A 20,561-nucleotide genomic window follows, 5' to 3' on the forward strand; every position below is an offset into this window, starting at 1 on the left:
TCGCAGCCCCGTGCCTAGCGGATGTTCGGGTCGAAGGTGAAGATCACCAGCGTGCCCAGCAGGATGGTGAACACCGTGGCGGTGTAGAGCAGAGCCTTCAGCCACAGCCGGCTGTTCGGCCGCTCGGCGTAGTCGTTGATGACCGTGCGCAGGCCGTTGGCGCCGTGCAGCATCGCGAGCCACAGCATCACCAGGTCCCAGACCTGCCAGAACGGCGACGCCCAGCGGCCGGCCACGAAGGCGAAGCCGATCTTGGAGACGCCGCCGTCCAGCACCAGCTGGATCAGCAGGTGGCCGAGGACGAGAACGACCAGCACGATGCCGGACAGGCGCATGAACAGCCACGCCGCCAGCTCGAAGTTGCCCCGGGTCGACTTCGGGGTCTTCTTGGTGCGCTTGCGCGGGGCCTCGATCAGCGGGGCCGGGTGGTCGACGGTGTAGACGGGCGCGCCCTCCACGGGGCCGACTCCGGAAGCGGGGGTTTCAGTCGTGGACATCGGCGTCAGCTCCCAAAGAGTGCACGGTACGCGTGGCCGAGAACCGGGTAGATCGCCCCGATCATCAGGACGAACCAGGCGATCATCACGGTCCAGAACATCTGCTTCTGGTAGCGCGGGCCCTTCGACCAGAAGTCGACGGCGATGACACGCAGGCCGTTGAGCGCGTGGAAGAGGATGGCGGCGACGAGGCCGTACTCCAGCAGCGCGACGATCGGCGTCTTGTACGTCGCTACGACCTTGTCGTAGGCCTCGGGGGAGACACGCACGAGAGCGGTGTCCAGCACGTGAACGAACAGGAAGAAGAAAATGAGGACGCCGGTGACTCGATGAGCCACCCAGGACCACATTCCTTCCCGGCCGCGGTACAGCGTTCCAGCCGGCACGGAAGAACCCTCCGGGTGCGGGGACTAGGGCCGCGCCGGCTTCTCTGTCGGTCGGGCCCGGCCGGGTACGGTCCACCGGCCCCCAGCATCGTAGCGAGGCGCCGCGCCGTCGCTGACGGGGGGCCTACCGGTGTGATCAAAGTGGCACGCGGTTGGGCTAGCCCGGGGCGGTGTGTCCGGTTATCTCCCGGGGGCGGGCGCGTTGTGCCTGGTCGCGCGGTTTCTCGCGCCCCTCAGATATGCCGCGATTCTGCCTTTCGCGAGGCGCCGGAGCTGCTCCGTCGCCACCACGCGCTCGTCCTCCGGATCGTTCGCCAATCGTGACCGGATGGCCTGGAGGAGGTGGTCGATGATCTCGTCCTGGGGGATGTCGCCCAGGTAGATGATGAACGTGTGGCCGAAGCGGGCCTCGTAGGCGGCGTGGGCGGCGCCGAGGGCCGTGTGGGCCGCCGAGTACGTGTCCTCGGGCAGTTCGGGCAGGCGCTCGCCGGCCAGGGCCTCGCTGAGGTCGGCGGGGGAGAGGTCGTACGTCGCCTCGTCCGCCGCGGCCAGCAGGGAGTCCAGGTCGGGGTAGGGGCGGTGCGCGGCGATCCGGTCGGACCAGCGCGGGCTGCGCAGACAGCGCAGGAGAAGGGTGCGCGCCTCGTCCGCGGACGCGGTGTTGAAGGCGTCGAGCGGCTTGGGGAGATACGGCAGCTGGTGGGCGGGCAGCGTTGTTCCTCGCGTCACTTGTGGTGCGGCAGGGGATTGTGTGAAGGATGTGAGTGTCGTCAGGTTATCGAGAGTGGTCATACGGTGTCCGAGCGATAACCGAATTTCACTCGAACGGCAGAGTTTCGCGTCGTACGGCTGACCGCTGAACCGGGGAACGGTCGTACGTTGGCAGGGTGATCCAGCACAGGCACAGGCGCCGGACGCCGGCGCGGCAGGTGATACGGAAGCGAGCGGTGATGGCCGCCGCCTTCGCCGGGACGGTCGCGCTCGGCACGGGCGTCGGCCTGTGGGCCTCGGCGGACGGCGGCAGCGGACCGCCCGGGCAGGGCACGCGGCAGTCCGCGTCCGGCCGGGTGGCCGGCACCGGCACCGGCCCCACGGCACCGGGCACCCCGTCGGCGGCGCCGAGCCCGAGCCGGTCGTACCCGCTGTCGAAGGCGCCGCGCACGATACCCGCGGTCCGCTCGCACACCCCGGAGCGCGGCCCCGGCTGGCGGCCCCGGCCCGGTGCGCGGGTGGTGGTGACCGATCCGGCGCTGGCCGACGAGGGGCGGCTGACAGCCGGGGAGCTGGGGCTGGTGTACGCCGGGCAGAAGAACGACGTGCGGGCCGGCGACGTACGGCTCGCGCTCGGCGGCGGGGGCGGGAACCGGGAGTCGTACACGCTGACCGTCCGGGACGGGCGGGTCGACATCAGCGGGCCCGGCGAGGCGGGGGTCTTCTACGGCACCCGCACCCTGAAGCAGGAGATCCGCGGCGGCGGCACGGCACCGGAGGGCGTCGTGCGCGACCAGCCGGCCAAGCCGGTGCGCGGGTTCATGCTGGACATCGCGCGCAAACCGTTCTCCGCGGCCTGGATCGAGGACCGGATACGCGAGCTGGGGGACCTGAAGTTCAACGAGCTGGGCCTGCACTTCTCCGACGACCAGGCCTTCCGGATCGAGTCCGACAGCCACCCCGAGATCGTCTCCCCGGACCATCTGACCAAGGCGCAGGTCAAGGAGATCGTGGCGCTGGCGGAGAGCCGGCACATCACGGTCGTCCCCGAGATCGACTCCCCGGGACACCTGGGCGCGGCCCTCGCCGCCCACCCCGACCTGCGGCTGCGCAAGGCGAACGGGGTGGTGACCCGCGGTGCCGTCGACATCTCCAAGGACGCCTCGGCGAAGCTCGTGGACGACCTGCTGAACGAGTACGCCGGCCTGTTCACCGGCGGCCAGTGGCACCTGGGCGGGGACGAGTACCAGGCGCTGATGGCACGCGACCCGCAGACGTCGTACCCGCAGCTGGCCGCCGCCGCGCGGCGCAAGTACGGCCCCGGCGGGACGGTCGCCGACCTCACCACCGGCTGGCTGGACGACCGCGCCGCCACCGTCCGCGCCCACGGCAGGACCGTGCGGGCCTGGAACGACGGCTTCTTCCGGGGCACCTCGGTACAGCCCGACCCCTCGCTCCAGGTCGCCTACTGGACCGGCAAGGAGATCGGCGCCCGGCCGCCGGCCGAGTATCTGAGCGCCGGCCGGAAGATGCTCAACTACAACGACGAGTTCCTCTACTACGTGCTCGGCCAGCCGCAGACCTTCGTCTACCCGACCGGGCAGCGGATCTACGAGCAGTGGACCCCGAGGGTGGTGCGCGGCACGACCGCCGTGCCCGCGCGCTACGACGGGCAGATCCTCGGCGGGTCGTTCGCCGTGTGGTGCGACTTCCCGCGCGCGCAGACGCAGGAGCAGGTCGCCGCCGGCATCCGGATGCCGCTGCGGGCCACCGTGCAGAAGCTGTGGAACCCGGGCACACCCGCCCTGCCCTGGGCGGACTTCCGGAAACTGGCGGACCGGCTGGGCTGAGGACGTACGGGGCCCGCCCGCGCGAGGCGCCTCGGCGCCGCGCGCGGGCGGGCCTGTGACCTTCGTGCGGTGGACGTGGGGCGGTCCTGCGGCGGTTGGCGAAACGTTTGGCGAAACAGGGCGGAACCCGGTGACGCGACCCCGCCCCGGGCCGCTCTTCCCTATGTGACAGCCCACATGACAGCCGAAGCGACAGCCCACACGACCACCCGGGCGACAGCCCATGCGACCCCCGAGGCGACCGGCCGCGCGACCAGGCCGGGCGCCGCGGCGAAACCCGCGCGCTGGGCGGCGGACGCGGTGGCGACGATGCGCGAGGGCGCCCGGGTACGGCTCGACTACTCGGCGCAGAGCCTGTGGCGGGTGGACCGGATGATCGAGGCGATACGCCGGGAGCGGCCACCATACGCGGCCGTCCGCACCGTCCTGCGCGGCTTCGGCGCCTACGCCGGCGAGGTCATCGTCCGCCGGACCGGCGCCGAGTGGTGGGCGACGGGCGGTGAGCACTGGGTGCGCACCCCCGACGGCCGGCTGTGGGACCCCATCGACGAGGCCCGCCGCTGCTACGGCGGCCACGGCTCGCTCCGGCTGCTGTGCCGGGACGCGACCGGGCCCGCCTGAGGCACCCGGCCCGGTTGCCGTCCGGCTGTGACACTTCCGTCGGGGCCGACGCTGATGATCGTGGAGGGCGACCGACACGGCCGGAGCGTGTCGCACCGTGAGGCAGGCGCCACGCAGTGGCCAGGAACTCGGCACGAACGAGGACGGTCTTGGGCCAGGGAGTCGGACCCCGCCGACCGCAGCCGCGGGACGGGGAGCTGGGCGCGGCCGTCGCGCGGGCCCAGGACGGCGACGAGACCGCCTTCGCGGTGGCCTACCGGATCGTGCACCCCGGACTGCTGGGCTATCTGCGGGGTTTGGTCGGCGAAGAGGCGGAGGACATCGCCGCCGAGGCCTGGCTGGAGATCGCCCGGGACCTCGGCCGGTTCCGGGGCGACGGCGCCGGCTTCCGCGGCTGGACCGCGACCATCGCCCGGCACCGCGCGCTGGACCATCTGCGCCGGCAGCGGTCCCGGCCCCGGCCCGCGCCGCTGGAACAGGACGCCCTGGAACTGCCCGGCCGGCACAGCACCCACGATCAGGCCCTGGAGTCGCTGTCCACCGAGCGGGCGCTGGAGCTGGTGCGTGCGCTGCCGCGGGACCAGGCCGAGGCGGTGCTGCTGCGGGTGGTCGTCGGCCTCGACGGCCCGGCCGCCGCCCGCGTCCTCGGTAAACGCCCCGGCGCTGTCCGCACGGCCGCCTACCGCGGCCTGCGCCGCCTGGCCCGCCGCCTCGCGGACACCGGTGCCGGGGGCGCCACGCCTGGTTCGACCCGTCCGGAAGACGGCCCCTGACCGGGTGTTTCATGGCCCGTGTCAGGGGCGCGTCCGGTGCGGGTCGTCAGACGCTCCGGCCGGCGGCGTACTCGATGAACGAGGACCAGGTACCGGCGGTGAAGTTCAGTACGGCGCCGTCGGTGTTCTTGGAGTCGCGGACGGGGACCGTGTCGTGGGTGGCGGCGAGGTTGGTGGCGACCTCGATGCAGTTGCCGCCGTTGTTGCTGTAGGAGGACTTGAACCAGCGGGGGGCTTCGGACGTCATGAGTGCCCTTCCCGAAAGGAGGAGGCGGTCGCGAGCGGGGTTTCAGACGCGCTGGGCGGCGGCGAACTCGATGAACGAGGACCAGGTGCCGGTGGTGAAGTTCAGTACGGCGCCGTCGGTGTTCTTGGAGTCGCGGACGGGGACCATGTCGTGGGTGGCGGCGAGGTTGGTGGCGACCTCGATGCACTGGCCGCCGTTGTTGCTGTAGGAGGACTTGAACCAGCGGGGGGACTCGGTCGTCACGGGGTGCCCTTTCATGCCTCTTTGATCATGGCCACCGATGCAGCCTGGGGCAGAGCATCTGCCTGCAACTGATGGTAGCCCGCCAACAGGGGGAGCACCGCTGCCGTTTCACGCTCCAGGTGGCCTCGCGTCTGGGATTCCGCATACGCGATCACGGACAGGTCCGGCATCGTCAGTAAGGTCATGGGCAGGTCGAACGGGCGACGCTCCCCCATGTCGAAGGGAGCGACCTGGAGCACGGTGTTCGGCAGCTCGGCGAACTGCATCAACCGGTCGAGCTGGGACCTCATGACCTTCGGTCCGCCGACCTGTCTGCGAATGCAGCTCTCATCCATCACCACCAGCATCGTGGGGAGGCGGGGATGCTCCAGGGCCGCCTGCCGTTGCGCCAGTAACGAGACTCGTTCCTCCGCCTGTTCGGGCGTGATGGACCCTCGGTGCACGGCGCTGTCCGCCAGGACACGCGCGTACTCCGGTGTCTGGAGCAGGCCGGGGATGATCCCGGTCTCGTACAGCCGGATTTCCGCCGCCCTGCCCTCGTGCTTGACGAACTCGGGGAAGCCTTCCAGCAGGTTGCCGTGCCGGATCTGCCGGTACTCGCGCTCGAACGAGTCCGCGCTGCCCGTGAGGCCGAATGCTCTGTCCGCGCTACGCGAAAAGCGAAGGGTCGGAGGTTTCCGACCAGTTTCCACGGCCGAAATATGCACGCTGGAATATTCCGTCAGCGCGGCCAGGTCTTCCTGGGTCCAGCCGCGTGCCTCCCGCAGGCTGCGCAGACGTGCTCCGTACGCCGCTTGCGGCGACGCGTCCGGGTTCAACTCCTTGCGATTCAACAGCCGTTCACCAACCTTCCGTTCCCTGCCAACACGTTGAACGATTCCCTGGCGCGGTCCCATGCTGAACCTGCCCGGTAGTCGCGGCGCTACGGAAAGGAACAATCGTGCCCGAAAGACTGAACGAAGCGGCGCAAGTTGACGGCGAGAAGGGCCCGGAGAGGCCCGGCGGCGGCATCCCCAGGATGGGCATCCGGCAGACGCTTGAGGTCGGGGAAATCACCTTCGCCCTGGACGCGGCCCTGGCGCAGGCCGGCATCAGGCTCCCGCAGTTCCACACCCGCCTGGCCCCCGCCGAGAACCGCCGCTGGGTGGTCCGCCTCGGCGACTGCAGCGTCGTCCAGGGCCGTGCTCTGCTCGACCTCGTGCTGGATGGGCTGACCCTGCGCGAGCGGCACCCGGAGGAGGCGATCAATGGAACACCCGCCAAGGACGGTTAAGGCGCGGGCCCACCTCGAACAGGCCATCATGCAGGCCGGAGCCATCGTGGACGTGGTGATCGACCCCGCGGGCGGCTTCCTGCTCGTCCAGTGCATCGGGATCGAGGCGGCCGAGGAACTGGCGCTCACCATCGAGGCCGGTGTGAAAGCGAGGGTGATCAGAGGATGACGACCCGGCACACCTTCCGGTGCACCGGCACCTGCGACATCGACGACAGCGCCCTGAAATGGGCCCGGCAATTGCCCTGCGCCGACCACGGGGACGTCGACTGGGCAATCCTGGACGACCTTCAGTGCCTGCTGAGCGAAGAAAGGCACGAGTTCCACGCCGCCTGGCTGCGCAGCGGCTCGGAGCTGGAGAAGGACGTGTACCTGTGCTGGTTCGACGACTCCGCGATGCAGTGGGTCATCGACGTAGAGGTCTGCCTGAAGACCAAAACGCGGATGGGATCGTCCTGCACGATCTACAAAGGCCATCCCGGGAAGTGTGAATGGGACTGCGTCGACACCGAAGCGGCCGCACCGGCAGCCGCCGTCGTCCGGCACCACGCGCACGGGACGCACGACGGCCCCGCACGGTAAGCCCGAGCCGGGAGACCGCGAGGCAACGGCCGGGGCCGCCACCCCCCACAGGAGAGGCCCCGGCCGTCGCGCGTACGGGTCGCGTGCGGCCCGTACTCTCCTCAGCGCCGTGCGTGCCGTTTCTGTCACACCCCGGGCACAGCGGGTCCTCACCGTGCGCACACCGGAACCCGGTCACGAGTTAGTTGCATCTTCTACGGACATGGACGCGCCGCCCTTTCACGCCGTAACGTGCCTTTCGCGCCGACCGAAGACAGGCGTAAAGGGAGTACGGTGCTGGGGGACGACGCGGAGCTGACCGCCGCGGTGCGCGCGGCACAGGGCGGGGACGAGACCGCGTTCCGCACCGTGTACCGCGCGGTGCACCCCCGGCTGCTGGGATACGTCCGCACCCTCGTCGGCGACCCGGACGCCGAGGACGTCGCCTCCGAGGCCTGGCTCCAGATCGCCCGTGACCTGGACCGCTTCAGCGGCGACGCCGACCGGTTCCGCGGCTGGGCCGCCCGGATAGCCCGCAACCGCGCCCTGGACCACATCCGCATGCGCGGCCGGCGCCCCGCCATAGGCGGCGACGAGACCGAGCTGACCGGCCGCCCCGCCGAGTCCGACACGGCCGGCGAGGCCATCGAGGCCCTGGCCACCGACAGCACCCTGTCCCTGATCGCCCGGCTCCCGCAGGACCAGGCCGAGGCCGTCGTCCTGCGCGTGGTCGTGGGCCTGGACGCCAAGACCGCCGCCGAGACGCTCGGCAAACGCGCGGGTGCCGTCCGCACCGCCGCGCACCGCGGTCTGAAACGGCTCGCGGAGCTGATCGGCGCCGATCCGGAATCGGCGGGCGGACTCGACGCCCTCCCGCCACAGCGAGAACCGCGCCGCCGCGCGGTGACGTCCGCGACTGTGACGCATACGCGTACGCGGACGCAGAAGGACATGTGATGGCCGACGAGCACGACAAGTGGCTGGACCGTGGGACGGCGGAACGTCTGCTGCGCGGGGAGTCGCTGGAAGCCGTCGACCCTGCCGTCCGTGACCAGGCCGAACGCCTCTCCAGGGCGCTCGGCGCGCTGTCCGCCGAGGCGGCCCCGGCCACCGGCGAACTCCCCGGCGAGCAGGCCGCGCTGGCCGCGTTCCGCGAGGCCCGCGAGGACGCCGAGGCGGAGCGCGCCGCCACCGCGCACGCCCCCTCCGCCGCCCGCGCGCCGGCGCCCGGCGCCGACGCGGACCTGATCCGCGTCGCCGCCCCGGCCCGTACCGGAATCCGGGCCCGGCGCCCCCGCCGGGTCCGCCCGGGGCGCCTGGCGCTTGCCGCCGCGCTGGCCGTCGGCACGCTCGGCGGGGTCGCCGTGGCCGCGGGCAGCGGAGCGCTCCCGACGCCGTTCGGCCACGACCACCCCCGCCCCGCCGCCACCGCCGGTACGGCCACCGGCCGGCCGCTCGCCTCCCCGCCCCCGCGGGCCGCGCCGAACGCCGGTAAGCCGAATGCCGGTAAGCCGGACGCGGGTAAAGAGACCGGCACCCCCGGTACGACCGGTACGCCGGGCGGCCGGGCGGAGAGGCGCCGCGGTACCGGTCCCGGCGGTTCCGGTGAGACCCGCGGACCGGACGACGGCACCGGGTGGCTCCGCGACGCCGACGCCTGCCGCGCCCTGAGGGACGGCGAGAAGCTGGACACCGGCCGGCGGCGCGCCCTGGAGCACCTGGCCGGCGGCGCGGCCCGCGTGACCCGGTACTGCGAGGTCCTGCTGTCCGCCGGCGACCACGCCACCGGCACCGGGCACGGGCAGGACGAGAACACCGGTCTGGACGCAGGAGGCCAGGGAGGCAACGGGGGCAAGCGGGGCGAGCGCGACCGGGGAGATAAGGAAGACAAGGGAGATAAAGGCGGCCAGGGTGGCCACGGTGAGCAGGGCGGCCAGGGCGGCCAGGGCGGCCAGGGCGGCCAGGGCGGCCAGGGCGGCCAGGGCGGCGGCAGGGGCCGGGGCCAGAGCGATGCCCGCCCCGGCCGCCCGGACCCCGGCCACGGCGGTGGGCACCGCGGCGGTGTCCTGCCCGCCCCTTCCCTCGCCGCCCCGCACCCTGCCGCCCCGCACCCCGCACACGCACCCGTGTGACCTGCGGTTTCACCGAGCGAGAAAATTCTTCCGCGTCAGGTGTGACGTTTTCGAGGCCCGTGACGCAGTACTTAGTGAGCCGACTGGTCATCGGCCGTCGCACGGAGCCGGGGTTCCCCCCGTACCCCAAGGCTCGTGCACCTGGCGCGGGCGGGACACGTTCCCCCGGTCCCGCCCGCGCCCCGCAGCCTCACCGGGAGACGACGACCTTGTCCCCGACCTTCACCTGGGCGAACAGCCGCGCGATCGCCGCCTCGTCCCGTACGTTCACGCAGCCGTGCGAACCGCCCGCGTACCCGCGCGCCGCGAAGTCGGCGGAGTAGTGCACGGCCTGGCCGCCGCTGAAGAACATCGCGTACGGCATCGGGGAGTGGTAGAGCGTCGACACGTGGTGCCGTGACTTCCAGTAGACCTTGAACACACCCTCCCGGGTGGGCGTGTACTGGGTGCCGAACCGGACGGACAGCGTGTCGAGGGTGCGCCCGTCGATCATCCAGCGCAGTGTCCGGCTGGTCTTGTCGATGCACAGGACCCGGCCGGTCAGACAGCGCGCGTCGGGCGCGGCGGCCGGCTGACCGCCCATCGGGTACAGCTCCCACTGGGCCGGCCGGTGGGTCATGGCGCGCAGCCGCTGCCAGGTGACGGTGTCCAGCCGGCCGGTGGGCGGCAGCCCGCGCTTGCCCTGGAACCCCCTGACGGCCCGCTCGGTCTGCGGGCCGTAGGTCCCCGTCGGCGCGGCGGACAGCCAGCCCACCTGGCGCAGCCGCGCCTGGAGTTCCCGTACGCCCGGCCCGCTGCTCCCGTGCGCCCACAGCACGCGGGGCGGGGGCGCGGGGGGTGCCGCGGGGGTGGTCGGGACGGCGCGGGTGACCGGCGCGGGGAGGGTGGCCCGCGGGGGCGGTGCGGGGGCGGTGGCCCGCGGGGGCGGTGTGGTCGGTGTGGTCCCCGCCATCCCGGTGGGCGCGGCAGCGGGGCTGGAGGGCAACCGGATGTGGACCGGCAGGCCGCGCTTGCCGTCGGAGCCCTGCGGCTCCACGGTGCAGCCGGCGAGGGCGGCGAGCGCGGTGAGCGCGGCGGCCGACGTGAGCAGGGCGGCGGGTCTCCCCGTAATCCTCATGCCGGGGATGTTTCCCCGCGTGGCCGCCGCCGAACTCCGTTGCCCGCGCGAGCGGCCGCGGGAGGCCGTTTCCGGCCTGACCGCTTGACCACCCCGGCGTGACCGTCGCCGGGCGAGGGGGCATGGTGGAGGGGGCACGCGTCGTACCGCGGAGGCAGCCATGGCACGTGAGACGGAATCGGGTCTGCCCATCGAGCCGGTCTACGGTCCGGACGCCCTCCAGGGCTGGGACCCGGCGGAGAAACTGGGCGAACCGGGCGCGTACCCGTACACCCGGGGCGTCTACCCCACCATGTACACCGGCCGTCCCTGGACCATGCGCCAGTACGCCGGTTTCGGCACGGCGGCCGAGTCCAACGCCCGCTACCGCCGGCTGATCGCCCACGGCACCACGGGCCTGTCCGTGGCCTTCGACCTGCCCACCCAGATGGGCCACGACTCCGACGCCCCCCTGGCGCGCGGCGAGGTCGGCAAGGTGGGCGTCGCCGTCGACTCGGTGGAGGACATGCGGGTGCTGTTCGACGGCATCCCGCTGGACCGGGTCTCCACCTCCATGACGATCAACGCCCCGGCCGCCCTGCTGCTGCTCCTGTACCAACTGGTCGCCGAGGAGCAGGGCGTCGGCGCGGACCGGCTCACCGGCACCATCCAGAACGACGTGCTGAAGGAGTACATCGCGCGCGGCACGTACATCTTCCCGCCCAAGCCGTCCCTGCGGCTGACGGCGGACATCTTCCGCTACTGCACCGCCGAGATCCCGAGGTGGAACACGATCTCGATCTCCGGTTACCACATGGCCGAGGCGGGCGCGTCCCCCGCGCAGGAGATCGCGTTCACCCTCGCCGACGGCATCGAGTACGTCCGTACGGTGCGGGCCGCCGGCATGGACGTGGACGACTTCGCGCCCCGCCTGTCCTTCTTCTTCGTGGCCCGTACGACCCTGCTGGAGGAGGTCGCCAAGTTCCGCGCGGCGCGGCGGATCTGGGCACGGGTGATGCGGGAGGAGTTCGGCGCGCGCGACCCCAGGTCGTGGATGCTGCGGTTCCACACCCAGACGGCCGGGGTCCAGCTGACGGCCCAGCAGCCGGAGGTGAACCTGGTCCGGGTCGCCGTCCAGGCCCTGGCGGCCGTGCTCGGCGGCACCCAGTCCCTGCACACCAACTCCTTCGACGAGGCGATCGCGCTGCCCACGGAGACGAGCGCGCGGCTGGCGCTGCGTACCCAGCAGGTGCTGGCCCACGAGACGGACGTACCGGCGACGGTGGACCCGTTCGCGGGCTCCTACGCGGTGGAGCGGATGACCAACGGCCTGGAGGAGGCCGCGCTGGACCTGATGCGGAGGGTCGCGGACCTGGGCGGGGCGGTCGCGGCGATCGAACGGGGCTTCCAGAAGACCGAGATCGAGCGGAACGCGTACCGGATCGCGCGGGAGACCGAGACCGGTGAACGGGTGGTCGTCGGCGTCAACCGGTTCCGGCTCGACGAGGAGGAGCCGTACGTGCCCCTGCGGGTGGACCCGGCGGTCGAGTCCCGGCAGTGCGAGCGCCTGGCCCGGCTGCGGGCCGGACGGGACCGGCGGGCGGTGCGGGCGGCGCTGGACGCGCTGCGGACGGCGGCCGAGGGGGAGGGCAACGTGCTGTACCCGATGAAGGAGGCGCTGCGGGTCCGGGCGACGGTGGGGGAGGTGTGCGGGGCGCTGCGGGAGGTCTGGGGGAGCCACGTCCCGTCGGACATGTTCTGAGCGGCCTACCCCGCGTACCGTCCATTGGACCGTTCGGGTCCGGTGTCGTACCCGCGTGCGACACTCCCCCCATGTTCGGTGTCGTCGACCTTCCCACGTACCTCGCGGGCCTGATCCTGATCGTGCTGCTGCCCGGCCCCAACTCCCTCTACGTCCTGTCCGTCGCCGCCCGCCGCGGCGTACGGGCGGGGTACACAGCGGCGGCGGGCGTGTGGTGCGGGGACACCGTGCTGATGACCCTGTCCGCCGCCGGGGTGGCCTCCCTGCTCCAGGCCAACGAGCTGCTGTTCGGCATCGTGAAGTACGCCGGCGCCGGCTATCTGACCTGGCTGGCGATCGGCATGCTGCGGGCGGCCTGGCAGCTGTGGCGGACCCGCAGCGCTCCGGCCGCCGAGGACGCGGCGCCCGCGCGGACCGCCGACGAGCGCCCCTTCCGCCGTGCCCTCGTCGTCAGCCTCTTCAACCCCAAGGCGATCCTGTTCTTCGTCGCCTTCTTCGTGCAGTTCGTGGACCCGGACTACGCCTACCCGGCCCTGTCCTTCGTCGTCCTCGGCACCTTCGCGCAGGTGGCCAGCTGCCTCTACCTCAGCGCCCTGATATTCGGCGGCACCCGCCTGTCCGCCGCCTTCCGCCGCCGCAAGCGCCTCACGGCGACGGCCACCTCGGCCGCGGGCGCACTGTTCCTGGGCTTCGCGGTGAAGCTGTCCCTGGCGAGCGCGTGACCCTGCGGCCACCGTTCTCCTCACGGTGAGCTGCGCGGAGAGTCCGGTGGACGCGGGGTCTTCAGGGCCCTCTTCAGCCGGGGGCCGAATGGTTTCTCCACAAAGCGGTACATCAGCCAGGCCAGGGCCAGCATGGCGGCGACCGTCGTCACCAGGGTCGGCCACGGGGGCAGGCCGAGGGGGTCGCGCAGGACGCGGATGACGAACCAGCCCAGGTGCTCGTGGACCAGGTAGAACGGGTACGTCAGGGCGCCCGCCGTGGCCATCCAGGCCCGGCCGGCCCGGCGGGTCCAGCCCAGGGCGACGGCGGTGACGGCGGCGAAGGCGAGGGTGACGATCAGCAGGACGACGTAGGGATCGCGCACCGGAGCGTCGCCGGCGGCCCGGTGCCACAGGCCGCGGGTCGCCGTGTACTGGCCGAGCACCCAGGAGGTGCCGACGATGCCCCACAGCAGCGGGTCGCCGCCGAAGCGGTGGACGAGGTACAGGGCGAGGCCGCCGATGAAGAACGGGGCGTAGTCGGGCATGACCAGCTGGTCGAGCAGGTCGTTGCCGGTGGTCCGGCACAGGGCCGCCGCCAGCGTCCATCCGGCGCAGAACAGCACCACCCGGCGGTAGGTCACCCCGCGTACGACGACCAGCAGGGCGAACAGCGCGTAGAAGCGGACCTCCGCCCAGAGGGTCCAGCACACGCCGAGCACGCGCGGTGCGCCCATCGGCTGCTGGAGCATCGTCAGATTGACCAGGAACTCGTCCGGCCGTACGGCGCGGACGACGTCCGGCAGGGCGAGGGAGGCGGCGGTGACCAGCACGAGGGCGACCCAGTAGGCGGGGTAGAGGCGGGCGACCCGGGAGCGGAAGAAGTCGCCGAGCGTGCGGCCCCACCCGCTCATGCAGATGACGAAACCGCTGATGACGAAGAAGAACTGCACGCCCAGACAGCCGTAGACGGCCACCTGGGACAGGTCCGGGAAGAGCCGGGAGGGCGCCTGGCGCCAGGACCCGGTGACCGTGCCGCCGCGTCCGGCGTAGTGATAGAGGCAGACCGTCAGCGCGGCCAGCAGCCGCAGTCCGTCCAGGGCGAGCAGCCGGTCACGGCGCCCGCCGGGGGCGGGACGGGCGGCGGGGGAGGGGGCGGTGGTTCTCTCCGGTGGGGGAACGGGAGAGGCGACAGTGGGCAGCGAAGCAGACATGGTGTCCGGCGCCTACCCGACCACGCGCCGGGCATCGGCGAATTATTGTGAATATCCCCGGTGGGAGCGATCGCCTGCCCGTCACTTGGACGAAAGACAGATGTAAAGGAGCGGGCCCGCGCACGGACCCGCTCCTTTCGATCAGAAACAGTCAGCTTGATCAGGGACGGTCAGCTTGATCAGAAACGGTCAGCGGCGTACGGCCCGGCGCAGATTGCGCGCCTTGCGGGCCACGCGGCGGACCGTGGCATTGCGCGGAATGAACGCCATCTGGACGGGCAGTCCGCCCGGCAGCCCCAGCGCGGTCAGCCGCCTGCGCTTGAAATAGCGCAGTATCCCGTCGTTCAGATGCGCGGTGAGATACGCCTCGGTCTCCTCGCGCAGCCTCGGCAGGATCTTCGGCTGCATCGCGAAGCCGACCGCGCGCACCAGCCCGCCCAGCGCCGTGACGTCCATCCCCTGGCGCTGCCCGGTGACCGCCGTACGGTCGGCCAGGTCGGGCACCAGCGCGTCGACGATGGTGACGGGGACCCGGTTGCTGTTCTCGAACGGCGTCAGCCGGTCCAGCAGCAGCTCCGTGCCGACCCGCGCGACGGGCAGGTGGTACAGCGCGGAGGCGGTCAGCAGCGCGGTGGAGAAGCAGCCGACCACCAGCGCCGGACGCATCCGCTGGTACAGCACCTCGGCCAGCACCGGCGTGTCGAGCACGGTCAGGTCGACACCGAGCTTCTCCGCCTCCTCCTCCAGGGAGCGGGTGAAGCGGGTTGGGGCGGAGGGGTGCGGCTTGAACACCACCCGCTTGTGGCCGAGCCGGGCCGCGCCCCGCACCATCCGCGCGTGCAGGTCCTCCTCCTCCTCGGCGCTGAGGATGTCCAGCGCGGACAGGTACTGGCCCAGCAGCAGCACCGGCTCCTCCACCCGCGGCAGGTCACCGCCGAAGGGCGCCAGTTCGGCGAGCGTCTTGAGGACGGCGGGCGTCGGGACCGTCTCGCCGGGCACGCCGAACTCGGTGAGCAGCAGCGGCTTCAGGCCCGGCACCAGATCGAGATGGAGCACACGGTCCACGCGGGTGCCGACCAAGGGGTCGATCTTGTTGCGGGTGGGGCCGTAGCTCATCAGACCGTCGGCGTACACCGTGACCGGGGCGCCGGTGAAGATCTGCGCGAGCGCGTGCGACGGGTTGACCTGGATGGACTCGACCGCCAACTGCACGTCGTCGTCGCCGAGCCGCCACTCGTGCCGCAGGAACCGCTCCCACAGCGGCATGTCGTCCACGCGGGGCGACCAGCCGCCCGGATGGAAGGGGAAGATGGTCTCGTTGTACGAGATCACGTCGTCGAAGCGGTCGCGCAGCCGCTCGAAGCCGGGCATCGCGTCCAGCGCGGGCGTCGTCTCGGGCGTGGCCGCGTTGTTGCAGACCAGCAGGATCCGCCGGTCGGCGGCGGCGAAGCAGCCGGAGTCCAGGGCGGCGGCGAGCGTGGCCGTGCCGTACAGCGTCGAGGCCTGGAAGATCTGGGTGGTCACGCGGCGGCTCCCGCGACGACGGAACGGCGGCGCAGCCGGCGCAGCTTGGTGGCGCGTTGCAGGTCCATCGAGTCCAGCGCCTCGTCCAGCACGGCCTGCGGCATGCGCCGCAGCGCGGCGGCGCTCATGGAGGTCAGCTTCTTCGCCACCGTCGGCTCGAACCTTTCGATGGATCCCAGGTGATGGGAGATGATCGCGCAGTACGTGCGCACGGCCTTCGGCAGCAGGGCGTCGGCGTCCCGGTCCGCGGCGGTCTCCGCGATCACCTGGTCGAACGCCCGGATGAAGTCCAGTTGCCGGACATCGCCGATCTGGGTGAGGGACGAGGCGACCCCGCGCCGGTAGAACACGCCGAGCAGGTTGACCACGGCGAAGGACTCCGCCTCGCGGTGCAGCCTCCAGATCCACGGCCGGTCCTCGGCCGTGCGCAGCCCGTCGGTGAAGTGCAGCAGCCCCCGGTCCAGCAGCCGCCGGTGATAGATGCCCGCCCACGCGAACGCGTAGTCGACGGAGGTCGAGCGGTCGGCGGGCAGGATCACCTGCCGCGGGTCCAGCACCACATTGCGCCGGCCCACCGGCACCCGGTGCACACTGCGCGCCCGCGCGGTGCACTGCACATGGTCGGTGCGCAGGAAGTCGCAGCCCAGGCCCTCGATGGCGGCCAGCAGCCGCTCGTAATAGCCGGGCGCGAGCCAGTCGTCGCCGTCCAGGAAGGTCACGTACTCGCCGCGCGCGCGGTCTATGCCGGTGTTACGGGCGGTGGCGAGCCCCCCGTTCCGCTCGTGCCGGACCAGGACCGCCCCGGGCAGGTCCCGCTCCGCGCGCGCGAGAATGTCGGGTGTCCCGTCGCGCGAGCAGTCGTCGACGAGAATGAATTCGAAGTCGTCGCGCGTGTTCGCACTGAGACTCCTCAGTGTGTCGGGCGCGAATTGCTGCACGTTGTAGAACGGCACGATGACGGAGAGCTTGACCACGACAGGGACGTTAGGGCGCGGCCCGTCATTCGTCTTGACGACTTCCTTGATATCAGGTGAACGAAGCGTGGCGAAGTCGTTAACCAGGCTTGTTCCGGGCCCGTTTGCGCCGCGATTCGCCTTACGGCGATGTGCTGTTAACCGTTTGTTGTAGTGAGGTTGGGCGGTTCCTCTCCCACGCTTCCTAGCGTCTTCGACGTGCCAGCAAGTGCTACGAAGTCCCTGCGGGTCGCCGTCCTCGCGGACTCCGACACCCGGTGGAAGTGGGGCGCGCTCACCGCGCACCGCCTCACTCCCGCCGCTGCCGAGGTCCGGCTCGACGGCTACCTTCTGCGCGGACGCGCCACACCGACCGCCCGTCAGCTACAGGAAGTCGGCGTCCGCGCCGACTCCCTGCGCGAGGTCACCGGCGTCGAATTCCTGCGCGAGATGGGCGAATCGGCGCCCGACGTCCTCGTCCTCGCCCTGGTCGGCGGCAGCGTCCAGGCGATGCTGCACGGGCTGCGCGCCGCCTGGGGCACCGGGAAGCGGCCCGTGGTCGTCACCGGCTATGTCGGCGTCGTCTACGAGAAGCTCACCGACGGACTGCTGCTGCGGCACGGCGCGGACCTCGTCCTCGCCAACTCCCGCCACGACGCGGACCGCTTCCGGGCCGTGTACGAAGGCGTGGGCGCCGACGCCTCATCGGTCACCGAGGTCGCGCTGCCCTTCCTCGGCGGGACGCCGTACACCGGCGAACACGACCCGTACACCGTGGTGTTCGCCGCCCAGCCGTCCGTGCCGGACAACCGCCGGGACCGCGCCTACCTGCTGGACCGCCTCATCGACCACGCCCGCCGCCACCCCGAGCGCGAAGTCCTGCTCAAGCTGCGCTCCAAGCCCGGCGAACACACCACCCACATCGAGGAACTGCCGTACCAGAAGCTGGCCCAGGGCAAGGACCTGCCCGCCAACTTCCGCCTCGTCTACGGCCACATGGGCGAGGTCCTCGACCGCACCGACCTGCTGGTCACGGTCAGCTCCACCGCCGCCCTGGAAGCCCTGCACCGCCGTATCCCCACCGCCGTCCTCACCGACCTCGGGGTGCGCGAGGTGCTCGGCAACCACCACTTCACCGGCTCCGGCTGCCTCGCCTCCTGGGAGCAACTGGACGCCGGGCACCGGCCGGTGCCCGACGAGGAGTGGGTGGCCCGGCAGGGCGTCGCCACTGTGGGTACCTCCTCCGGGGGAGGGTCGTACGCCACCGCCTTCGACACGGCCCGCGAACGCATCGCGAAGCTGCTCGGCCGGCCCGGCGGACTGCCGCCCCTCGCCCCCTACTACACCCCCGAGACCGCGCCCGGCTACCTGCCCGGCATCCTCGCCCGCCACCACCTCGGCCCCGACGGCGTCCCGCTGCCCGGCGTGCCCGCCGCCGACAGGTCGCCCGGCCCCGTCCGGCAGATCGTGCGCCGCGCCGCCCGCGGCGCCTACCGGCACGGCGTCCAGCGGGTCGCCCCCGTGATCCGGCGGATGGGCGAGCTGTGACCTCATCGCAAGGAGTAGAGCCCATGTCCCACTCGGAAGCGGACCCAGGCGCCCCGGTCCGCCGGGTGCTCGCCGTCATCCCCGCGCGCGGCGGCTCCAAGGGCGTGCCCGCGAAGAACCTCGCCCCCGTCGGCGGTGTCCCGCTGGTGGCCCGCGCGGTCCGCGAGTGCCGGGCCGCCCGGCTGGTGACCGACGTCGTCGTGTCCACCGACGACCAGGCCATCGCCGCCGCCGCCCGGGAGGCCGGCGCCGAGGTCGTGCTGCGGCCCGCCGCGATCGCCGGGGACACCGCCACCTCGGAGGCCGCCGTCCGGCACGCCATGGACACCCACGAGGCGCTGCACGGCTCGGCCGTCGACGCCGTCCTGCTCGTGCAGTGCACCAGCCCCTTCCTGCTCCGGGAGGACATCGACGCAGTGGCCGCCGCCGTCGTCGAGCACGGCGCCGACACCGCCGTCACCGTGGCCCCCTTCCACGGCTTCGTCTGGCGCGACGGCGACACCGGGGCCGAGGGCGGGGCGGGCGTCAACCACGACAAGTCCTACCGGCCCCGCCGCCAGGACCGCCCCCAGGACTTCCTGGAGACCGGCGCCGCCTATGCCATGGACGCGGCCGGCTTCCGCGCGCACGGCCACCGCTTCTTCGGCCGCACCGAGCTGGTCCGCACCGACCCCGCCCGGGTACTGGAGATCGACGACCCGCACGACCTCGCCCGGGCCCGGGCCCTCGCGCCGCTCTTCGACGCGGACCGCCCCGGCGCGCTGCCGACCGCCGCCGACGTCGACGCGGTCGTACTGGACTTCGACGGCACCCAGACCGACGACCGGGTGCTGATCGACTCCGAGGGACGGGAGTTCGTCGCCGTGCACCGCGGCGACGGCCTCGGCATCGCGGCCCTCCGCAGGAGCGGCCTGAAGCTGCTGATCCTGTCCACGGAACAGAACCCGGTCGTCGCCGCCCGCGCACGCAAGCTCGAGATCCCCGTGCTGCACGGCATCGACCGGAAAGACCTCGCGCTGAAGCAGTGGTGCGAGGAGCAGGGCATCGCGCCGGAGCGCGTGCTCTACGTCGGCAACGACGTCAACGACCTGCCCTGCTTCGCCCTCGTGGGCTGGCCCGTGGCGGTCGCGAGCGCTCACGACGTCGTACGCGGCGCCGCACGCGCGGTCACCACCGTCCCCGGCGGCGACGGCGCGATCCGGGAGATCGCCAGCTGGATCCTCGGCCCCTCTCTCGATTCCCTCCCCAAGTAAGGACACCCCCTGATGAGCACCCACTCCCGTCTGCGCGCCTTCGGTACGCGCGAGGTCGGCCCCGGCAAGCCCGTCTACATCTGCGGCGAGATCGGCATCAACCACAACGGTGAGCTGGAGAACGCCTTCAAGCTGATCGACGTGGCCGCCGAGGCCGGCTGCGACGCCGTGAAGTTCCAGAAGCGCACCCCCGAGATCTGCACCCCGCGTGACCAGTGGGACATCGAGCGCGACACCCCCTGGGGCCGGATGACCTACATCGACTACCGCCACCGGGTGGAGTTCGGCGAGGACGAGTACCGGCAGATCGACGCGTACTGCAAGGAGAAGGGGATCGACTGGTTCGCCTCCCCGTGGGACACCGAGGCCGTCGCCTTCCTGGAGAAGTTCGACCTGCCCGCCCACAAGGTGGCCTCCGCCTCCCTGACCGACGACGAACTGCTGCGCGCCCTGCGCGCCACCGGCCGTACGGTCATCCTCTCCACCGGCATGTCCACCCCGAAGCAGATCCGCCACGCGGTGGAGGTCCTGGGCAGCGACAACATCCTCCTCTGCCACGCCACCTCCACCTACCCGGCCAAGGCCGAGGAGCTGAACCTCCGCGTGATCAACACGCTGGAGAAGGAGTACCCGAACGTCCCGATCGGCTACTCCGGTCACGAGACCGGCCTGCAGACCACCCTCGCCGCGGTCGCGCTCGGGGCGACCTTCGTCGAGCGCCACATCACCCTGGACCGCGCCATGTGGGGCTCCGACCAGGCCGCCTCCGTGGAGCCGCAGGGCCTGACGCGTCTGGTCCGCGACATCCGCACCATCGAGGCCTCCCTCGGCGACGGCGTCAAGAAGGTCTACGACTCCGAGCTGGGCCCGATGAAGAAGCTGCGCCGGGTCCCCGGTGTCGTCGCGGACGCCGAGATCGCCGCGGCGGCCGGCGAGCCGGTCACGGTGTGAATCCAGTTCACTGACGACGGGACGGTCGTACGCCGATGAGCCCCCGCGCCGGTCAGGCCGGCCACCCCGCCCGCACGCTCGCCTTCGTGGAGAGCCCGGTGCAGCTGCTGAACGTACTGGAGTGGGCCCACCTGCACGCCGGCCGTCCCCCGGCCGGCGCGCCGGAACCGGAGGGAGAAGCGCAGCGAGCGAACGACACCGCCCCACCGGACCCCGGAGGCGCTAACCCGGCCACGGGGGTTACGGCGGCCGGGGCGGGTGGCGC

The 20,561-nt window shown here is 72.1% G+C and carries 23 protein-coding genes; 13 read left to right on the top strand and 10 right to left on the bottom strand.

Features of this window, described 5'->3' with window-relative positions:
* Positions 1-14: 14 nt before the first annotated feature.
* From ABD350_RS22365 to ABD350_RS22375, 3 genes are all read right to left on the bottom strand, one after another.
* Entirely contained in the window at positions 15-497 is a 483-nt protein-coding gene (locus ABD350_RS22365; protein ID WP_344350016.1) for a succinate dehydrogenase hydrophobic membrane anchor subunit, read from the bottom strand.
* A 5-nt stretch (positions 498-502) separates the two neighbouring features.
* A complete protein-coding gene (gene sdhC / locus ABD350_RS22370; RefSeq protein ID WP_344350017.1) occupies positions 503-883 on the bottom strand; it encodes a succinate dehydrogenase, cytochrome b556 subunit in 381 nt (126 codons plus the stop codon).
* A 180-nt stretch (positions 884-1,063) separates the two neighbouring features.
* Positions 1,064-1,612: a 2-oxo-4-hydroxy-4-carboxy-5-ureidoimidazoline decarboxylase gene (locus ABD350_RS22375; protein ID WP_344350019.1), complete on the bottom strand. Its 549-nt coding sequence runs from the start codon at positions 1,610-1,612 to the stop codon at positions 1,064-1,066.
* Between the two features lie 221 nt (positions 1,613-1,833).
* Here ABD350_RS22375 and ABD350_RS22380 point away from each other — a divergent pair, with 221 nt between their 5' ends.
* From ABD350_RS22380 to ABD350_RS22390, 3 genes are all read left to right on the top strand, one after another.
* Positions 1,834-3,444: a beta-N-acetylhexosaminidase gene (locus tag ABD350_RS22380; RefSeq protein WP_344350020.1), complete on the top strand. Its 1,611-nt coding sequence runs from the start codon at positions 1,834-1,836 to the stop codon at positions 3,442-3,444.
* A gap of 177 nt (positions 3,445-3,621) precedes the next feature.
* A complete protein-coding gene (locus tag ABD350_RS22385; RefSeq protein ID WP_344350022.1) occupies positions 3,622-4,065 on the top strand; it encodes a hypothetical protein in 444 nt (147 codons plus the stop codon).
* Between the two features lie 149 nt (positions 4,066-4,214).
* Complete coding sequence (locus ABD350_RS22390) at positions 4,215-4,838, top strand: RNA polymerase sigma factor (RefSeq protein ID WP_344350023.1); 624 nt, start codon at positions 4,215-4,217, stop codon at positions 4,836-4,838.
* Positions 4,839-4,884: 46 nt separating this feature from the next.
* On the opposite strand, the gene ABD350_RS22395 is transcribed toward ABD350_RS22390, so the two are convergent.
* From ABD350_RS22395 to ABD350_RS22405, 3 genes are read right to left on the bottom strand one after another with little or no spacing between them, the layout of a single operon-like run.
* Positions 4,885-5,085 (bottom strand): DUF397 domain-containing protein, encoded by a 201-nt coding sequence (locus tag ABD350_RS22395; protein ID WP_344350024.1) that lies wholly within the window; start codon positions 5,083-5,085, stop codon positions 4,885-4,887.
* A gap of 42 nt (positions 5,086-5,127) precedes the next feature.
* A complete protein-coding gene (locus ABD350_RS22400) occupies positions 5,128-5,328 on the bottom strand; it encodes a DUF397 domain-containing protein (protein WP_344350025.1) in 201 nt (66 codons plus the stop codon).
* Positions 5,329-5,339: 11 nt separating this feature from the next.
* Complete coding sequence (locus ABD350_RS22405; protein ID WP_344350071.1) at positions 5,340-6,161, bottom strand: helix-turn-helix domain-containing protein; 822 nt, start codon at positions 6,159-6,161, stop codon at positions 5,340-5,342.
* A gap of 107 nt (positions 6,162-6,268) precedes the next feature.
* Here ABD350_RS22405 and ABD350_RS22410 point away from each other — a divergent pair, with 107 nt between their 5' ends.
* From ABD350_RS22410 to ABD350_RS22430, 5 genes are all read left to right on the top strand, one after another.
* Positions 6,269-6,601: a hypothetical protein gene (locus ABD350_RS22410; RefSeq protein WP_344350026.1), complete on the top strand. Its 333-nt coding sequence runs from the start codon at positions 6,269-6,271 to the stop codon at positions 6,599-6,601.
* Complete coding sequence (locus tag ABD350_RS22415) at positions 6,576-6,770, top strand: hypothetical protein (protein WP_344350027.1); 195 nt, start codon at positions 6,576-6,578, stop codon at positions 6,768-6,770. The genes ABD350_RS22410 and ABD350_RS22415 overlap by 26 nt, the downstream gene beginning before the upstream one ends.
* Entirely contained in the window at positions 6,767-7,183 is a 417-nt protein-coding gene (locus ABD350_RS22420; protein WP_344350028.1) for a hypothetical protein, read from the top strand. The genes ABD350_RS22415 and ABD350_RS22420 overlap by 4 nt, the downstream gene beginning before the upstream one ends.
* Positions 7,184-7,456: 273 nt before the next feature.
* Complete coding sequence (locus tag ABD350_RS22425) at positions 7,457-8,119, top strand: RNA polymerase sigma factor (protein WP_030789549.1); 663 nt, start codon at positions 7,457-7,459, stop codon at positions 8,117-8,119.
* The gene (locus tag ABD350_RS22430) at positions 8,119-9,294 is read left to right on the top strand and encodes a hypothetical protein (RefSeq protein WP_344350029.1); all 1,176 of its coding nucleotides are present in this window, start codon (positions 8,119-8,121) and stop codon (positions 9,292-9,294) included. Before ABD350_RS22425 ends, ABD350_RS22430 begins: the two co-directional genes overlap by 1 nt.
* Before the next feature lie 190 nt (positions 9,295-9,484).
* On the opposite strand, the gene ABD350_RS22435 is transcribed toward ABD350_RS22430, so the two are convergent.
* Positions 9,485-10,411, bottom strand: a complete 927-nt coding sequence (locus ABD350_RS22435; RefSeq protein ID WP_344350030.1) for a L,D-transpeptidase family protein — start codon at positions 10,409-10,411, stop codon at positions 9,485-9,487.
* 160 nt (positions 10,412-10,571) lie between these two features.
* Between ABD350_RS22435 and ABD350_RS22440 the strand changes: the two genes are divergently transcribed.
* A complete protein-coding gene (locus tag ABD350_RS22440) occupies positions 10,572-12,152 on the top strand; it encodes an acyl-CoA mutase large subunit family protein (RefSeq protein WP_344350031.1) in 1,581 nt (526 codons plus the stop codon).
* Positions 12,153-12,223: 71 nt separating this feature from the next.
* Positions 12,224-12,874: a leucine efflux protein LeuE gene (gene leuE, locus ABD350_RS22445; RefSeq protein WP_344350032.1), complete on the top strand. Its 651-nt coding sequence runs from the start codon at positions 12,224-12,226 to the stop codon at positions 12,872-12,874.
* Between the two features lie 20 nt (positions 12,875-12,894).
* Here leuE and ABD350_RS22450 read toward each other — a convergent pair whose 3' ends face one another.
* From ABD350_RS22450 to ABD350_RS22460, 3 genes are all read right to left on the bottom strand, one after another.
* Positions 12,895-14,067: an acyltransferase family protein gene (locus tag ABD350_RS22450; protein WP_344350033.1), complete on the bottom strand. Its 1,173-nt coding sequence runs from the start codon at positions 14,065-14,067 to the stop codon at positions 12,895-12,897.
* A 189-nt stretch (positions 14,068-14,256) separates the two neighbouring features.
* Complete coding sequence (locus ABD350_RS22455; RefSeq protein ID WP_344350034.1) at positions 14,257-15,591, bottom strand: polysialyltransferase family glycosyltransferase; 1,335 nt, start codon at positions 15,589-15,591, stop codon at positions 14,257-14,259.
* Positions 15,588-16,565: a glycosyltransferase family 2 protein gene (locus tag ABD350_RS22460; RefSeq protein WP_344350035.1), complete on the bottom strand. Its 978-nt coding sequence runs from the start codon at positions 16,563-16,565 to the stop codon at positions 15,588-15,590. Before ABD350_RS22460 ends, ABD350_RS22455 begins: the two co-directional genes overlap by 4 nt.
* Positions 16,566-16,763: 198 nt before the next feature.
* Here ABD350_RS22460 and ABD350_RS22465 point away from each other — a divergent pair, with 198 nt between their 5' ends.
* From ABD350_RS22465 to ABD350_RS22475, 3 genes are read left to right on the top strand one after another with little or no spacing between them, the layout of a single operon-like run.
* Positions 16,764-18,092 (top strand): DUF6716 putative glycosyltransferase, encoded by a 1,329-nt coding sequence (locus ABD350_RS22465; protein ID WP_344350037.1) that lies wholly within the window; start codon positions 16,764-16,766, stop codon positions 18,090-18,092.
* Between the two features lie 23 nt (positions 18,093-18,115).
* Positions 18,116-19,345 (top strand): cytidylyltransferase domain-containing protein, encoded by a 1,230-nt coding sequence (locus ABD350_RS22470; RefSeq protein WP_344350038.1) that lies wholly within the window; start codon positions 18,116-18,118, stop codon positions 19,343-19,345.
* Between the two features lie 12 nt (positions 19,346-19,357).
* Positions 19,358-20,296, top strand: coding sequence for an N-acetylneuraminate synthase family protein (locus ABD350_RS22475; RefSeq protein ID WP_344350039.1), 939 nt, complete (start codon positions 19,358-19,360; stop codon positions 20,294-20,296).
* The last annotated feature ends 265 nt before the right edge of the window (positions 20,297-20,561 follow it).

It is taken from the genome of Streptomyces nogalater (assembly GCF_039532885.1).
Taxonomy (GTDB): domain Bacteria; phylum Actinomycetota; class Actinomycetes; order Streptomycetales; family Streptomycetaceae; genus Streptomyces; species Streptomyces nogalater.

What these genes read in the sequence shown, in the direction of transcription:
- ABD350_RS22365 (WP_344350016.1), bottom strand. Translation starts at nt 497, where the DNA reads ATGTCCACGACTGAAACCCCCGCTTCCGGAGTCGGCCCCGTGGAGGGC.
- ABD350_RS22380 (WP_344350020.1), top strand. Translation starts at nt 1,834, where the DNA reads ATGGCCGCCGCCTTCGCCGGGACGGTCGCGCTCGGCACGGGCGTCGGC.
- ABD350_RS22385 (WP_344350022.1), top strand. Translation starts at nt 3,622, where the DNA reads ATGACAGCCGAAGCGACAGCCCACACGACCACCCGGGCGACAGCCCAT.
- ABD350_RS22395 (WP_344350024.1), bottom strand. Translation starts at nt 5,085, where the DNA reads ATGACGTCCGAAGCCCCCCGCTGGTTCAAGTCCTCCTACAGCAACAAC.
- ABD350_RS22415 (WP_344350027.1), top strand. Translation starts at nt 6,576, where the DNA reads ATGGAACACCCGCCAAGGACGGTTAAGGCGCGGGCCCACCTCGAACAG.
- ABD350_RS22420 (WP_344350028.1), top strand. Translation starts at nt 6,767, where the DNA reads ATGACGACCCGGCACACCTTCCGGTGCACCGGCACCTGCGACATCGAC.
- ABD350_RS22430 (WP_344350029.1), top strand. Translation starts at nt 8,119, where the DNA reads ATGGCCGACGAGCACGACAAGTGGCTGGACCGTGGGACGGCGGAACGT.
- ABD350_RS22435 (WP_344350030.1), bottom strand. Translation starts at nt 10,411, where the DNA reads ATGAGGATTACGGGGAGACCCGCCGCCCTGCTCACGTCGGCCGCCGCG.
- ABD350_RS22440 (WP_344350031.1), top strand. Translation starts at nt 10,572, where the DNA reads ATGGCACGTGAGACGGAATCGGGTCTGCCCATCGAGCCGGTCTACGGT.
- leuE (WP_344350032.1), top strand. Translation starts at nt 12,224, where the DNA reads ATGTTCGGTGTCGTCGACCTTCCCACGTACCTCGCGGGCCTGATCCTG.
- ABD350_RS22450 (WP_344350033.1), bottom strand. Translation starts at nt 14,067, where the DNA reads ATGTCTGCTTCGCTGCCCACTGTCGCCTCTCCCGTTCCCCCACCGGAG.
- ABD350_RS22470 (WP_344350038.1), top strand. Translation starts at nt 18,116, where the DNA reads ATGTCCCACTCGGAAGCGGACCCAGGCGCCCCGGTCCGCCGGGTGCTC.
- ABD350_RS22475 (WP_344350039.1), top strand. Translation starts at nt 19,358, where the DNA reads ATGAGCACCCACTCCCGTCTGCGCGCCTTCGGTACGCGCGAGGTCGGC.